The organism is Chryseobacterium sp. SIMBA_038 (genome assembly GCF_046535115.1).
Lineage (GTDB): Bacteria > Bacteroidota > Bacteroidia > Flavobacteriales > Weeksellaceae > Chryseobacterium.
In genome coordinates this window covers 163,211-179,650 of the sequence record NZ_JAWRXH010000005.1, presented here as the reverse complement: position 1 = coordinate 179,650, position 16,440 = coordinate 163,211, and the positions used below count along the sequence as shown (strand labels likewise).

Sequence of the window (16,440 nt, the reverse complement as noted above, 5' to 3'; positions counted from 1 at the left end):
AAAAAATTTAATTAAAATAAAATGCAACAGAACAACGGACTCGATAAAAGTCAAATGATTAGTTTTGCGGTTTTATGTTTGGTACTCTTCGGTTTTATGTTTTATTTCCAAAACAAACAATCGAAAGAGGAAGAGGTAAAAGCTCAGCAACAAAAGACTGAACAAGTTAAAAATGCTGTAAAACAAACTCAGGCAAGCAATATCAATCCAAATGTAACTCCTAATGCAATTCAGACTGCAAATTTGGCAAACAATGAATTGAAATTGGAATTTTCAAGTTTAGGAGGACAAGTTTCTAAAGTAGAACTTTTAAAATATAAAGCTTACGATCACAAAAGTGACAGAGCTGATCTTCCTCTTTATCTTATTACTAAAAACAACTCAAACTACGGTTTTCAGTTTAAAGATAAAACAGGGAAAGTAATCAATACTAAAGATTTAGTTTTCTCTCCAACAGTGAGCGGAAATGCTGTTACGTTGACGGCTAACTATAATGGAGCTGTTATCCAATTCATTTATACTTTATTAGATAAATATACAGTTGATTTCAAAGTAAGATCTCAAGGTCTTGCTAAAGTTACTTCTGATACAAAAGCAGATTTTATCTGGGATTACAGTGTAAGAAATCTTGAAAAAGGTAGAGCTCAGGAGCAGTCTCACTCAGAATTCTCTTATGCTTTCAATAATTATAAAGACTATGATTATGATGGAAGAACAACAATGGAGGAGGAAAAAGAGACTCTTAACTGGATTGGTGTAAAACAACAGTTTTTCTCTTCTGTAATTGAAGCTAAAAACGGATTTACACACAGTAAAGGAAATCAGGAAACAGTTGAAGAAGGTGAATATTTGAAAAAACTGAACTATGAAGGTTTTGTTCAAATGACGGGAAGTGAATTGAACCAAGATTTTACTTGGTACTTCTTACCTCTAGATTTACCATTATTAAAAACTTACGATAAAAACTTTGACGAAATTTTACCATTAGGATGGTCGTTTATAGGATGGCTAAACCGTGGATTCTTTATGCCGATGTATAATTTGATCGCATCTTGGGGAATTGCAGCAGGTTGGGTGATTTTTATATTGACAATTATTGTGAAGTTAATCTTGTCGCCAATTATGTACAAGCAGCATAAATTGAGTGCGATGATGAAAGTTATTCGTCCTGAAATTGATGAAGCTAACGCAAAATTCAAGGATGCAGATCCAATGAAAAAGCAACAGGCAACGATGGAAATCTATCGAAAGGCCGGAGTGAATCAGATGGCGGGATGTTTGCCGGCATTGGTACAAATCCCGATTTTCTATGCATTATTCCGTTTCTTCCCGAACTTTATTGATTTGAGAGGGCAAGGATTCTGGTTTGCAAAAGACTTAACCGCTTATGATGATTTGATTAAATTACCATTTAAAATTCCTTTCTTAGGAGATCATTTAAGTGTATTTGCATTGGCTTGTACGATTGTGATTTTAATCTATACAGTAATGACTTCAGGAAATATGCAGCAACCACAACAAGAAGGTATGCCGAACATGAAAGTGTTAATGTATATTTTCCCGGTTACATTCTTATTCTTTTTGAATACATCAGCGTCTGGTCTTTCTTGGTATTATTTTGTATCGAATGCGATCAACATCTTAATTATCTTGGTCATAAAATATGTGATTCTTGATGAAAAGAAAATTCACGCACAGATTCAGGCTAATAAAGAAAAACCGAAATCTGAGGGTAAATTCCAGAAGAGAATGCGAGAGATGATGGAAAAAGCTCAGCAACAACAAACTACAGTTGAGCAACAAAAGAAAAAGAAATAATATTTGTTAAAACATAGAAAAGGAGTAGATTTATCTACTCCTTTTTGTTTATTTAGATGTAATTTAAATTAAATTATGATTGGTTTGAAAATCCATAATTCATTCACTCAAAATTTCTAATCATATTTAAGCCTGAAAGATTGTCTGTGATATTTTGTAGGACCATGCTTTATCAGGGCTTCCTGATGCTTTTTTGTAGCATATCCGAAGTTGGTATTCCATCCGTATTCAGGATGCTCTTCATGAAGCTCAATCATCAATCTATCTCTATAATTTTTGGCTAAAATAGACGCCGCCGCAATCGATAATACCTTTGAATCTCCTTTAATAATACATTGGTGTGGTATGTAATTGTAAGGATGGAATTTATTTCCGTCTACTAAAATAAGTTCAGGTCTTATTGTAAGTTTATCCAGAGCTTTGTGCATTGCGTGAATGCTGGCATTCAATATATTATGCTGATCTATAAATTCAGGAGGAAGCTCTGCAATTGCATAACTTTTAACATTATCTTTAATGTAGTCATCAAGCTCCATTCTGGTTTTAAAATTTAACTTTTTAGAGTCATTAACTAAATTTTGCTTAAAATTATCATCCAAAATGACAGCCGCTGCCACCACCGGACCACATAAACACCCTCTACCGACTTCATCACACCCTGCTTCGATGTAAAGATTTGTCCATTTTTTTAGTAATTCCACAAAAATTAACATTTTTAATGTTGTAAAAATACGAAATTTCTAAGAACTATGATAAAAATAACAATTTTTTAAGGTTTTGCTTTGTATTCTTAAGAAAGTTTTACAAATTTGTACGGTACAAAAAAATAATTTGATATGAAGAAACTAACAGCAGGTGTGCTTGTCTTAGTGCTATCTTCGTCTTTAGCTGTTGTTAACGCTCAGCAAAAGAAGAGTGATACTGTTAAAACACAGGACATTGAGGGTGTAGTAGTAACTGCACTTGGTATTAAAAGAGAGAAAAGATCTCTCGGTTATGCGACTCAGGAGGTAAAAGGAGATGCGGTTAACAAAAATCCAACTACCAATTTTCTTAACAATTTATCGGGTAAAGTGGCTGGTTTAGAGATCAAACAAAGTTCAAACTTTGGAGGTTCTGTAAATGTTGTTACAAGAGGTTATAAATCTTTATTAGGTGATAACCAGGCTCTTTTTGTAGTTGATGGAGTACCTGTAATGAATAAAAATATCAATACAGTTAATCAGACTACTGGTAGAGGGGGGAGTGATTATGGAAGTTCTGTATCTGATATTAACCCAAATGACATTGAAACCATAAATGTTCTTAAAGGAGCTGCTGCTACAGCCTTGTACGGATCAAGAGCGCAAAATGGGGCAATTATTATTACTACGAAAAGAGGCAAAAAAAATAAAGATGAATTAGGAATAGAATTTTCTACATCTCTTACTATGTCTACAATAGATAAGGCTACTTTTCCTGAATATCAAACTCAATATGGACAGGGTTATTATGGAACCAGCTTTAGTGCAACCCCATATCTAGGAAGCCCGAGAGTTGCATTTGGGAATGATGCTTCTTACGGTTCAGCCTATGATGGTTCAATGGTATGGCAATATGGTGCATTTATTCCAGGTTCAGCTACTTTTGGGCAAAAAACACCTTGGCAAGCTGCAAAAAATGGTCCTATTACTTTTTTTGATACTGGTACTAATTATGTGAATAATATCTCTTTCAGTGGTGGAAATGATAAATCAACTTATCGTTTTGGTTATTCTAATACCAAAGCTACTGATATCATGCCAAATAGTGAGCTAATAAAAAATAACTTTAGTGGTAACGCTTCATATAAATTGACAGATAAATTAACTGCCAATCTTTATGCGAATTATGTTACTCAAAAAACGACAGGAAGAAACACTACGGGTTATAATGATAATATTATGACTAATTTCAGACAATGGTGGGCAAATAATACTGATATAAAAGAACTTCAACAGCTATACGGAATTTCTCAGCAAAATTATACCTGGAATATGGTAAGCCCGACAAACCTAACTCCTGCATTTTGGGATAATCCATATTTTCAACGATATGAGAATTATCAAAATGATTCAAGAGATAGATTTGCAGGTAACTTCAGTTTAAATTATGATGTTTCAAAGAACTTTAATCTATTATTTCGTGCAGGAACAGATGGATATACTATGATTACTGAAGAAAGAAAAGCCGTTGGTTCTTATACAGGTAATACTTTTGGACTAAATGGTAATACAAACCAACCATCTGGTTATGCTACAAGTACGTATAAATTTTCAGAAACTAATTATGATTTAATTGCTACATATAAGAAAAATATAACTGAAGATTTTAATGTAAATGCATTACTTGGAGGGAACATAAATGTTCAAAAGGCATATTCTAACCAGCAGTCAACATCAGGAGGTTTATACATTCCAGGTCTTTATACAATCGCAAATTCTAAATCATCACCAGTTAGGCCGTTGATCTCAGATTTATCAAAATATATCTATGGTGCATTTGCTCAAGTTTCATTTGGATATAAAAATACATACTTTTTAGAAGGTACATACAGAAGAGATCAATCAACTGCACTTCCTGAAACGGATGCTGTTTATTGGTATCCATCATTATCTGCAAGTGTTGTATTTTCTAATTTAATAAAAGCTAATTGGTTGAATTTTGGTAAGATACGTGCTGCATATGCAGAAGTTGGATCAGATACAAATGCAGATCAGTTATTAAACAGATATTTTGTACAACCTTCTTATGGTGATACTCCTATTTATGCCTATAATACAACTTTAAGAAATTCTGACTTGAAGTCTCAAAATCTTAAAAATATGGAATTTGGTATTGAGGCGAAAATGTTTAAGAATCGTTTTGGATTTGATATTGCTTGGTTCCAAAATAAAGCATATAATCAAATTTTAGCATTACCTATATCTTTATCATCAGGATCGGTTGCTAAAATTCAAAATACAGGAGAACTTACAACAAAAGGATTTGAAGTTTCTCTTAATGGTACACCATTTAAATCAGATAATTTTTCTTGGGATGTTAATCTTAACTGGTCAAATCCTTGGACAAAAGTTACAGCCCTTGCTCCTGGTATAGAAAACATAACAATGAGTGGTGCTACTCCTTTGCAAGGAGGGGTTAGTATTAATGCTCCTCTAAATGGTGATTATGGATCTATATGGACTACAGATTATGTATATGATGCCAATGGGAATAAAATCGTAGGAGCAAATGGTATGTATTTATCTACACCACAGGCAACTTCTAATCAAGGAAGTTTCCAGGCAAAATGGATTGCTGGGCTAAGTAACACTATTAATTATAAAAATCTATCACTAAGCTTTTTAATAGATTGGAAAGAAGGTGGTAAAGTTTATTCATTAGACCAATTTTATGGATATGGAACAGGTATTTATGCCGATTCTGTTGGATTTAATGACTTAGGAAATCCTATTAGAAATACAGTAGCAAATGGTGGAGGTCAAGTATTGCCAGGAGTAATGCTTCAAGGTGGGACATATGTTCCAAATACGATAAGATTAGATAGATCTCAATCAAGCCAGGTTCTAGGAACAGATTATCCAGGTTCAGCGTATGTTTATGATGCAAGCTTTGTTAAGCTGAGAGAGGCTTCTATTACTTATAGATTTAGCAAAGAAGTATTAAACTCTAAATATATTCAAGGTTTGTCTGTAAGTTTAATAGGTAACAACTTATGGATAATTCACAAGAATTTACCATATGCTGATCCAGAAGCAGGTTTGTCATCAGGTAATTTACAGGGATATCAATCTGGGGTTATGCCAACAACAAGAAACATTTCGTTTAATGTAAAAGTTAATTTTTAAATAATGAAAAAATATATAATAACATCAGTTTTTGTACTCTCGCTTATAGGTTGTTCTACAAGTGATGATGTAAATCTGGATCCGCATGCTACATATAATACGACTGCAGAATCATTGGTAACTTATTCTCAAAAAGAGCTTAGTGATTATCTTACTACTCTTAATGTAAATGAGAATAATTTCAGATTAACGATGCAGTATACTCAAGAAACAATTTATGTAAATGAAAGTAATTATGATTTTGCAAATAGAAATGTTTCTAATTCTGTTTGGCAGGATAATTACGTAAACGTATTAAAGAATCTTGAGCAGGCAAGACTAATTACTGAGGCTTATGCTCCTACGCCATCTGAGTTAGCAACTTGGCCAGTTGAAAAGGCAAACAAGCTTGCTGTAATAGATATTATGAAGGTATTTACTTATCAGGTATTAGTAGACACTTTTGGGGATATACCTTATACTCAATCTTTAGATATTGATAAATATCCATTACCAAAGTATGATAAAGCATCTGATATTTATGCTTCATTGATTACAAGATTAAAAGCTGACTTAGTAAATTTGAAACCGACAGGAACAGTTTTAAGAGGTGGAGATATATATTTTGATGGTAATAATGGAAGATGGGAAAAATTTGGGAATTCATTATTGTTAAAACTAGGGATAGCTTTGGCAGATATTAATCCTAGTCTTGCTCAAAGTACAGTTAATGATGCAATAACAGGAGGAGTAATGGCTTCTTCGGCAGATAATTGCGAGTTTAAATATCTTGAGGCTTCTCCTAATGAAAATCCAATTTATCAGGATATAAGCAGTAGAGATGATTTTGTTGCAGGTAAAACATTAGTAGATTTTATGAATACTACGAATGATAGTCGTATTACTAAATATTATGGAGATGTAGGTGGAGATTATATCGGTCAAACAATAGGCGCACCAGCTGAATTTGCAGAATTTTCTCCTTTAGGTGAGTTTGCTTACGAGCCTACAACACCCGGTACTGTAATGAATTATACAGAGGTATTATTTTATTTAACTGAAGCTGCTGCAAGATGGGGAATAGGAGGTAGTCCTGCTGCTTTATATAATCAAGCGGTTACATCATCTTTTACAGACTGGGGGCTTTCAAGTGATGCTGCTGCATATCTTGCTGCACATCCTTATAATGCTGCAAATTGGAAAAAATCAATAGGAGAGCAGGCATGGGTTGCAATGTTTAACCAACCAAAAGCAGCTTGGAACTTTTATAGAAGATTAGATTATCCTCAATTAATGGCGCCGCCAACTGCAATTAATAATGCAGAAGGTAAAGTGCCGGTAAGACTTACTTATCCTTCTTCAGAAGCTACAACAAATGGAACAAACTACGCAGCAGGTAGTGCTTCAATTGGTGGGGATAGATTAACCACAAAAGTATTCTGGGACGTTAATTAAGAAAATATATTTTAACATTCATATTAAAACCGCCTTCGGGCGGTTTTTTGCATGTATACCAATTGAATGTTGTATTTGTATGATGTTTTTGTTATATTTGGTTAACCAATAACAACAAAATATTTATGAAAAATCTAAAAGCACTTTCTAAAAAAGATCTTAGAAAAATTCAGGGTGGGCAAGCTCCTTTATGTTGCCTAAGTTGGAATCCTATATTGAAAGAATGTAGAAGATGGGACTATAATTGCCTTAATCCTTAACAACTTTTAAAGACTTCGTTTACGAAGTCTTTTTTATTTCACTAAATTTGTACTTCAAAATTGAGAGATGAAATAAGGCTTATTGTATATGACCTTAAAAAATGAATATAGACCCATGAATATTAAAGATATATTAGAAGAAAAACTTTCAGAGATTATTTTAAATGTATATCAGTTAAAAGAAATCGATCTGGAAGTTCAGGAAAATAAAACCGAATTTGAAGGTGACTTTACAATCGTGACTTTTCCTTTGGTAAAACAATTGAAAAAAAATCCTGAAAGTATCGGGGTGGAATTAGGTGAAGCTTTGACGGAACAAACAGAATTACTGGAAAGTTTTAATGTAGTTAAAGGCTTTCTTAATGTTAAAGTTAAAAATCAATTCTTTGTAGATCAGTTTAGATCGGTAACAGAAGGTTTTTCAAAAATAGAAAAGAAAAATTCTGCGGTGATGGTAGAATATTCTTCTCCAAATACCAATAAACCTTTGCATTTAGGGCACATCAGAAATAATTTATTAGGTTTTTCTGTTGCACAGATTCTTAAAGAAGCAGGATATGATGTGATTAAATCTCAAATCATTAATGACAGAGGGATTCATATATGTAAATCAATGTTGGCTTGGGAGAAGTTTGGAAATGGCGAAACTCCGGAAACAACTAATACAAAAGGAGATAAATTTGTAGGAAATTATTATGTAGAATTTGATAAAAACTACAAACAGGAAATTTCTGAATTGGTTGCTCAAGGTTCAACGGAAGATCAGGCTAAAAAAGATGCTCCACTAATTGTTGAAGCTCAAAAAATGCTGTTAGATTGGGAAAATGGAGATGAAACCGTAAGAAATCTTTGGAAAGAAATGAACTCTTGGGTTTATAAAGGTTTTAGTGAAACTTACAAAAGATTAGGTGTTGATTTCGATCAGGTTCAATATGAAAGTAATACTTATATTTTAGGGAAAGACCTTATTCAACAAGGTTTGGATAAAGGTGTATTGTACCAGAAAGAAGACGGTTCGGTTTGGTGTGATCTTACGGATGAAGGATTAGATCAGAAATTATTGTTGCGTTCAGACGGAACTTCTGTTTATATGACTCAGGATTTGGGTACGGCAGTTGAGCGTTTCAAAGAAAATAATATTCAGAAATTAATTTATACCGTTGGAAACGAGCAGGATTATCATTTTCAGGTTTTATTTAAGATCTTGAAAAAATTAGGATATTCTTGGGCAGATCAATTGTTCCATTTATCTTACGGAATGGTGGAGCTTCCTAATGGGAGAATGAAATCCCGTGAAGGGACTGTTGTAGATGCTGACGACTTGATGCAGGGAATGTACGAAGAAGCAAAATTGAAAGCTACAGAACAAGGAAGATTAGAAGGTCTTTCGGATGAAGAAAAAGAAGTTTCATACGAAATTATAGGTCAGGCTGCATTGAAATATTTTATGCTAAAAGTTGATCCTAAGAAAAAAATGCTGTTCAATCCAGAAGAGAGTATTGATTTTAATGGAAATACGGGACCTTTCATTTTATATACTTATGCTCGTATTCAATCTTTATTGTCTAAAGCGAATTATCAGAATAAAGAGGTTTCTGTAGTTGAGTTCGATCAACCAGAAAAGGAATTAATTATGCTTTTATCTAATTATAAAGGAATTGTTGAAAAAGCTGCAGAATCTCTGAGCCCAGCCTTAGTGGCAAATTATTTATATGACTTGGTTAAATCTTACAATTCATTCTATCAAAGTAATAAGATTTTAATATTGGAAGATGAAAATTTAAAGCAAGCTCGTTTGAATCTATCAGATTTAACTGCAAAAACAATACAAAAATCATTAGGATTACTGGGAATAGGAACAGTAAACAGAATGTAAAAATGATAAAGCCTCTTGAATTTCAGGAGGCTTTACTTTTTAATAATATTTGCTTTTAAAATAATTTATTTTCATAAGCACCTATTTCAGGCATGGCAACATATGGTAGTCCGTCAAAGCTGCTGATAAAACGGATACGGATATATCTTGCGCTCTCTTTTTGTGGAAAATCTATATATTGTTTAGGAGTCGTATTTGTTAAATTATAATTACCTTCATATTTCCATCCATCATTTACTGTAGCTCTAGTCCATACACTTAAGTTTTTAGCTGTTCTTGCAAGTCCTTGATGTTGAGTGAAATAAAGTCCGGATAATTGTTTGATAGAACCAATGTTTATGTCAAAATAATAAGGGAAATTCTGTGGTTGTCCGGCAATAGGAGCTGTTTGAACAGATCCGGAAACGTAATTACTATGCCAGTAAGTACTAATATTTCCGTCTATAGCGAGTGATGCTGGATGGATGGAATATTGCGAGCTGCTACTGGCGGCCCAACCGGTTTGGTTTATGCCGAAGTGATAAACTGGGATGTTATTTGCAAATGTGAAAGAATATATATTTGAGGTCAGTATGCTTCCATCCGTGTATACTGCTCGTAAATAAAATTGATATTTGCTGTCGGTAGAATGAAGGTCTGCAACATCTATGAAAGTACTGAAAGTGTTGCTGGTATTGCTTACTAATCCAGAAGGTGCGTAATAGTCATCGTTTGGACTGAAGTAAGAGATTATTCCATTTAGCGGTGCGCTTGAAGTGTATGTGCCGGAAATATTAATACGGCCGTTAGAGTAGCTGCTGGTGATGCTTGTAATGTTGAAATCACCATCAAATTTGTAAAAATATCCTGCAGGTTTGGTGGTTGTAGAAAATAACTGACAATTGTTAAGTACCGCACAACATGATTTGGTGAGAATAGTAGAAGAGTAGCCATAAGTATAATTGCCTATACCCATTAAAGAAGTTCCGTAACCGGCTACGTTTTCTTGGCTTTTAGGAAGGGCATCATGGTCGAGATTCATGGCGTGACCTAATTCATGAAAAAATCCTCCCAAGTATGCTTTTATTTTATCTGTGCCTGCATTGTTTAGTGTTAGATTTTTGCAGTCCCACGCTTCATTATCGCCTACAAAGCACGTGGTGCCTAATCCGTAATAAGGTATTTCAGTTTCTGGGGTAGGTACGGCTGTAAAAATAATCGTATGTTCACTTGTTCTGTCTGTTGGATGGCTTGCAAACCAAGTGCTGACTTCGGAAAGTATTCTGCCTCCTCCTGCTGAATAGGAATAGGATGTCATTGGTAAAGCTCCATGTATCACATTGATTTTAATTCTATTGGTAGCTGGATTTTTTAGAAGTCCAAAACTACGACTTCCATATCCCCAGTTATACATATTCTGGCGATAATATTCTTGTGCAGCTATCATAAACTCACTTACTCTTCTTTCGTATTCTGGACGGGCGGAGATATTAGAAGGAATGAAATATACAACGTTAATGTTGTATGGCATCTCAGATTGATACGCTCCTAAAGATACTTTGCTTGCCTTTTCGTTGGCTGTGATTGTTGGATTTTCCTGTTTGTCAAGATCTTCTTCCCTGCAGCTTACTACAAGTAAGGTAAGACAAACCATTAAAGTTTGTAAAATTTTTTTTCTCATTGTGTGTTGTTTTAAAATATTAAAATTGTTAAATTTTAATGTTGCAAAATTAATTAAATTTTAGTTTTATTTAGATTATTTAATGTTAAAAAATGTTAATTGCATGTTTTTTAAATCATATAAATGGTTTATTAGTAATTAATTTAATAGTGATCTCTAATTGTTTTAATTAATTATAGCTAGAACTTCATGTCATTATATTGAGAACTAATCTGGAAGAAATTTTGGAATTAAAACAGTGAAACCTCTTGAAATTTTTCAAGAGGTCGATTAATTACTTTTAGTATATTTCTTACTATTATTCGTAAGCGCCAATTTCGGGCATTGCTATATAAGGTTGAGCATCATGACTGCTATAGAAAACAATACGGACGTATCTGCAGTTTTCTTTTTGGGCAAATGCGGTATATTGCTTGTCTATGGTATTTGTTAGATTAAAAGTCCCTTGATGTTTCCAGCCGTCATTTGTGGTTGCTCTTGTATATATTACAGTTGTTTTTGCGGTACGAACAAGCCCTTGGTGCTGGGTGAATGATAATCCGGATATCCCTTTGATTGCCCCCATATTAATATCAAAGTAATAAGGGAAATTTTGTGGTTGCCCCGCGATAGGATCGGTTTGTACAGAGCCTGCACTGTAATTGGTATGCCAATAAGTATTAATATTGTCATCAATGGCAAGTGAAGAAGGATAAGCTGCGTATTGAGAACTGCTGCTTACCGTCCAGTTGTCTTTGTTTACCGGAAAATTAAGATCAGGTATATCGTTTTTAAAAGTAAATGGAAAGGTAACCCAATTGGAGTTTCCATTAACGAACTGTGCTTGTAATACAAGACTATAAGTTTTTTCTGTAAAATAAAGATCTGAAACATCTACATAAGTGGAAAAAGTATTTGTACCATCAGTATTGCTCGAGCCCGATACAGCGTGGTAATATGAATCTTTGGGAATGAAATAAGAATTTATTGCATTGATGGGTGCGTCTACACTGTAAGTACCCCAAATATTGATACGCCCGTTTATGTAGCTATGATTGATGCTGGTAATTTTAAATCCATTACTGCCTGTGTAAAAATAACCCGTCGGCTTGGCAATCGTTGAAAACAACTGGGTGTTGTTGAGGATGGCGCAGCTAGCCTTCGTAAGAATAGTAGAAGAGTAGCCGTAGGTTTGATTGCCCCAGCTCATAAGTGAAGTGCCGTATCCTGCAACATTGGTAAGACTTTTTGCAAGTGCATCGTGAGGTAATCCCAGGCCGTGTCCCAATTCATGAAGAAATCCACCCATATAGGCTTTAGCTTGATTTCCTCTTGCGCTGTTTTCATTGAAATATTGAACATCGCTATCTTCATTATCGCCAACAAAGAAGTTTCTGCCTAATCCATAATATGGTATTTCGGTATTTATGGATGGTGTAGCAGTTATTATTACATTATGGTCACTTGTTTTGTCGGCTGGATGGTTTGCGAACCAAGCATTTACTTCTGATAATATTTGGTTTCCGGATGAGTAAGGATAAGAAGATATAGGCAGAGCTCCGTTAATAATATTTATTTTGATCCTATTGGTTGCTGGATTTTTTAGTAATCCGAAAGTACGATTTCCATAGCCCCAATTGTACATCATTTGTCGATAATATTCCTGTGCATGGAGTAGGGTTTCGCTTACTCTTCTTTCGTAATCGGGGCGTGCGCTTACATCGGAAGGAATAAAATAAACCACATTTAGGTTATATGGCATTTCAGATTCATATATGCCGGAGGTTACTTTACTTGCTCTCTGGGTTGATGCTACTGGGTTTTCCTGTTGGCTTAAATCTTCCTCTCGGCAGTTTATCAAAAGTAAGATAAGACAAGTAGTTAAAATGTGTAATTTTTTTTTCATAAGAGGTTAGATTAAAATTATTAATTTGATATTGATGATGTTTTTGTATTGCAAACTTAATTTATTTTCTCTTTTGTTTTGATGAATATGTGTTAAATTGTATTAATTAAGTATTTTATTAATTAAAAAATTGTATTATTTGTAAATAATTAATATTTTTAACATATTGCTTTAATTATTTATAAGTAAATACAAATGTCAAGTTGTGAGAATTAAATTAATTGGAAATTTAATAATATAGTATAAAAGTAAATTGCAAAAAAAGCCTCCCAAAATTTTTCGGGAGGCTTTTATATTAATAAAAAATCAAATTCAGACTTGAGGAGTTTGACTTTTATGACTTTCTTCATAGAGCTTTGCAGCGCTCCATTTTGCGTGTTTTGATGGAACGATTTTATACCCTTTTTTATACGTGTAGACCTTGGTAAATTCGGCTCCGAAGAAGACCAGCATACAGGAATAATTAATCCACATCATGATCAAAATTACAGTTCCGGCTGTTCCAAAAGCGGAAGTAGGTTTGAAATTTCCAAAATAAAGACTTAATAAGAATTTGCCTAAAGTAAATAAAAGTGTCGTTAAAAAAGCGCCTTTCCAAACAGGTCTCCAACTGATTTGTACGTCTGGAAGGAATTTGAACATCAATGCAAACATCAACATTACCAATCCGAAACCGACTCCAAAATTGACTAATTCTACGAGTAAATAAGTTTCAAAACCGAAATATTTAGTAATAATATTATTGAAAACACTTATTAATGAAGATAAAATCATGGTAATCATTAATAAAAATCCGATCATAAGGATCATTCCTAGTGAGTTGGCTCTGTCTAAAAGAAATTTAACCAAAGCTTTTTTCGGAGCAGACTGTACGTCCCAAAGACTGTTTAGTGAATGCTGAAGCTGAAAAAATAGAGTAGTGGAACCAAAAACTAAAGAACCAATACCCACAATTTTCATGAAAATATTTTGCTTATCAATCAAAGCTCCTGCAATCATGCTTTCTACACTTTTTGAAACTTCAGCCCCCATGATTCCGCTTATCTGGTTGCTTATTTCGCCACGAATAGCTTCTTCACCGAAGAAATTACCTGCAATCCAAATAATAATAATCAACAAACCCGGAATGGAAAATATAGCATAATAGGCAAGACTCGCAGAATCTCGTGATGCGTTGGAATTATTCCATTCGTCGAAAGTTTCTTTTAAAACTTCCCAGAAAAATTTTGCGTTTTTTACCATACATTTGTGTTTAAATAGATCAATATTAAAAATCAGAACCCTAAAAAGGATATCCGATTGCGATATTCAATACAAGATTATCTTTTCTCCAACTTGGATCTCCGAAATTAATTCTGTCAAATGCCCAACGATCACCTTTTTCATAATAAGGAACTCTCAACGGCATTGCTAAGTCTAATCTTAAAACCAGAATAGAGAAATCAAGTCTTAGACCAACTCCGGCTCCGACGGCAATTTCGTTTGCAAAATCTTTTGAAAATGTAGCACCAGGTCTGGAAGAATCCTCATTTAACAGCCAAATATTTCCAGCGTCAACAAAAGCGGCAACATTTAGAAATTTATATAAATTAGCACGATATTCTGCGTTTAATTCTAATTTAATATCTCCTGACTGATCTAATAATGTTCCTTTCGGAATCGTTCTTGGATCAAAACTTCCCGGTCCTAAAGTTCTTGCACGGAAAGCACGAATACTGTTACTTCCTCCTGAGAAAAACTGTTTAGAGAAAGGGATAAATTCTGAATTTCCATATGGATAAGCGATACCGCCAATGAATCTGCTGGCAAATGAACTCTTTTCTGTAAACTTATGATAGAATCTGAAATCATTTTCAATTTTCGCATATTGACTGAACGGAATTCCGAAAATTTCTTTCTCTTTATCTTTTTTTACATTGGCTCCCGTTACCAAACCTGTAATATTTCCTGCAAGATCCAATGTCCCTTTATAATAGATCGTATTGGTTTTGGGAAGCATTGTATTGGTGTAGGTATAAGTATAAGTTGGTCCAAAAATTAACTGCTCGGCGACTACTCTTCTTGCAGCGGGAGTTGTAGCTTGATCCCAAAATGCCTGAGTTACATTCGCTGGAGATACAAGGGTGATATCAATGACTTTTAAATCATGCTCTTTTCTTGCATTTTCTTTCCAGACGTATCCGAATGATGCATTAAAATTGTTTAGTTTATAAAATTCTGTACGATTTAGTAATTCATACCCTAACGTAATATTGGTTCGCGGAACAAACGCACTCGAAGAATTAAAACGGAACGGCGCTACAATTCTTGGGATAGAAAGCTGAACATTACCTCCTGCACGGAAAATATTTTTTGCATTTTCTTGTCCTCCCATTTGTACATCAAACGCTCCATAAACGGCTGCTTTAAATTGTTCTGCTCCTTTGAAGAAGTTTCTGTGTGTCCAGTTTAGGTTTAATTCGCTACCTGCATAATTTGCGGAGTTTGTTCTTCCTAAAGCTTCCAGTCTAAGTGATTGAATTTGTCTCGGTGTTAATAAATAATACGCATCAAATTTATGATTTAAAGAATCTGAAACTACAAATTCATTTTTCACAAATTTGAAAACTCCCAAACTGATCAAACGGTTCAACGTAAGATTATGATTGGAACGATTGTAAAGATCACCTTTTTTAAAGTAAAGTGCTCTGTCGAAAATTTTCGGTTTAAATTTATGCTGAGGATCAATTACATAAATGTCATCGTAAGCATATTTTGAAAGCGAATCCGGATTCATCGGAACGCTGTATTTTCCTTTTTTTACATCCTGAATGTTGTAAGTTGGAAAGACAATCACATTATTAATGCTGAATTGCTCTGTTGCCAAATCAGGAGTGTCTTCTTTCAGTTTTACATTCAGTTCAACTTTATGGGTTTTACTCACCGTACTGTCGGCCTGAACAATAATATTGTCCCCACTGAAATAATAAAAACCTCTTTCTTTTAAACCATTATCAATTCGTTCTCTTTCATTTTTAATGACATCAAGATCAAAAGGCTGTCCGGCTTTTAAGATGGTTTTATTTGTTAAAGTCTGAATTTCTCTGTTAACAAGCGTAGAATCCTGTTGAAATTTAACGTTACTGATTAAATATCTTGCCCCAGGTCTCACGGTATAAATTACCTGTGCTTTTTTATTTTTAGAAACAGTATCGTAAGTCGCTTTTGCGTTAAAATATCCCTTATTTTCAGAATAATTCTGAATAATATCTTTGTTGAATTCACGATCTACATCTCCTAATAAAACAGGTTTTTCACCTACTTTATATTTCAGCCAATAATTAAAACCTTTGTCTTTTTTAGGTTCTTTGGCGATGTTGTAAAAGTATAATTTCGGACGTAATCCTAATATTGTTGAGTTGGGTTTCGGAACCAAATTTTCTTCCAAAGCAGACTGAAGTTCATTTTTTTCCTTCTTCGAAATGGTGTCATTTTCGATCTTTACTTCTGCGCCTGTGTACAACATTTGTCCTTCTTTCAGATATTTCGTGTTGCTGCACGAAAGACTAACCGCGGCAAATCCCGAAGCGAACAAATATTTATAATATATATTAAATTTACTTTTCATATTTACATTTTAACACTGTGATTAAGTCTAA

Annotated in this window: 9 protein-coding genes; 4 read left to right on the top strand and 5 right to left on the bottom strand. The window is 33.9% G+C overall.

Annotation, left to right across the window (positions count from 1 at the left end; all coding sequences use genetic code 11):
* Positions 1-21 precede the first annotated feature (21 nt).
* The gene (yidC, locus tag SB689_RS15830) at positions 22-1,818 is read left to right on the top strand and encodes a membrane protein insertase YidC (protein WP_410693054.1); all 1,797 of its coding nucleotides are present in this window, start codon (positions 22-24) and stop codon (positions 1,816-1,818) included.
* Positions 1,819-1,934: 116 nt separating this feature from the next.
* Here the strand turns inward: yidC and SB689_RS15825 are convergent, their stop codons facing one another.
* Positions 1,935-2,519 (bottom strand): ribonuclease HII, encoded by a 585-nt coding sequence (locus SB689_RS15825; protein WP_410693053.1) that lies wholly within the window; start codon positions 2,517-2,519, stop codon positions 1,935-1,937.
* Positions 2,520-2,675: 156 nt separating this feature from the next.
* Between SB689_RS15825 and SB689_RS15820 the strand changes: the two genes are divergently transcribed.
* The 3 genes from SB689_RS15820 to argS all read left to right on the top strand — a co-directional run bounded on the left by SB689_RS15820 (position 2,676) and on the right by argS (position 9,257).
* Positions 2,676-5,687 carry a SusC/RagA family TonB-linked outer membrane protein gene (locus SB689_RS15820; protein ID WP_410693052.1) on the top strand — a complete coding sequence of 1,004 codons (3,012 nt, stop codon included), beginning with the start codon at positions 2,676-2,678 and terminating at the stop codon, positions 5,685-5,687.
* A gap of 3 nt (positions 5,688-5,690) precedes the next feature.
* The gene (locus SB689_RS15815; protein WP_410693051.1) at positions 5,691-7,121 is read left to right on the top strand and encodes a SusD/RagB family nutrient-binding outer membrane lipoprotein; all 1,431 of its coding nucleotides are present in this window, start codon (positions 5,691-5,693) and stop codon (positions 7,119-7,121) included.
* A 375-nt stretch (positions 7,122-7,496) separates the two neighbouring features.
* Positions 7,497-9,257 carry an arginine--tRNA ligase gene (gene argS / locus SB689_RS15810; protein ID WP_410693050.1) on the top strand — a complete coding sequence of 587 codons (1,761 nt, stop codon included), beginning with the start codon at positions 7,497-7,499 and terminating at the stop codon, positions 9,255-9,257.
* 55 nt (positions 9,258-9,312) lie between these two features.
* Here the strand turns inward: argS and SB689_RS15805 are convergent, their stop codons facing one another.
* The 4 genes from SB689_RS15805 to SB689_RS15790 all read right to left on the bottom strand — a co-directional run bounded on the left by SB689_RS15805 (position 9,313) and on the right by SB689_RS15790 (position 16,409).
* Positions 9,313-10,917 carry a discoidin domain-containing protein gene (locus tag SB689_RS15805; protein ID WP_410693049.1) on the bottom strand — a complete coding sequence of 535 codons (1,605 nt, stop codon included), beginning with the start codon at positions 10,915-10,917 and terminating at the stop codon, positions 9,313-9,315.
* Positions 10,918-11,215: 298 nt separating this feature from the next.
* Positions 11,216-12,802 (bottom strand): discoidin domain-containing protein, encoded by a 1,587-nt coding sequence (locus SB689_RS15800; protein ID WP_410693048.1) that lies wholly within the window; start codon positions 12,800-12,802, stop codon positions 11,216-11,218.
* A 312-nt stretch (positions 12,803-13,114) separates the two neighbouring features.
* Positions 13,115-14,044 (bottom strand): YihY/virulence factor BrkB family protein, encoded by a 930-nt coding sequence (locus SB689_RS15795; protein WP_410693047.1) that lies wholly within the window; start codon positions 14,042-14,044, stop codon positions 13,115-13,117.
* A gap of 40 nt (positions 14,045-14,084) precedes the next feature.
* Positions 14,085-16,409, bottom strand: a complete 2,325-nt coding sequence (locus SB689_RS15790; protein WP_410693046.1) for a BamA/TamA family outer membrane protein — start codon at positions 16,407-16,409, stop codon at positions 14,085-14,087.
* Positions 16,410-16,440: the final 31 nt, after the last annotated feature.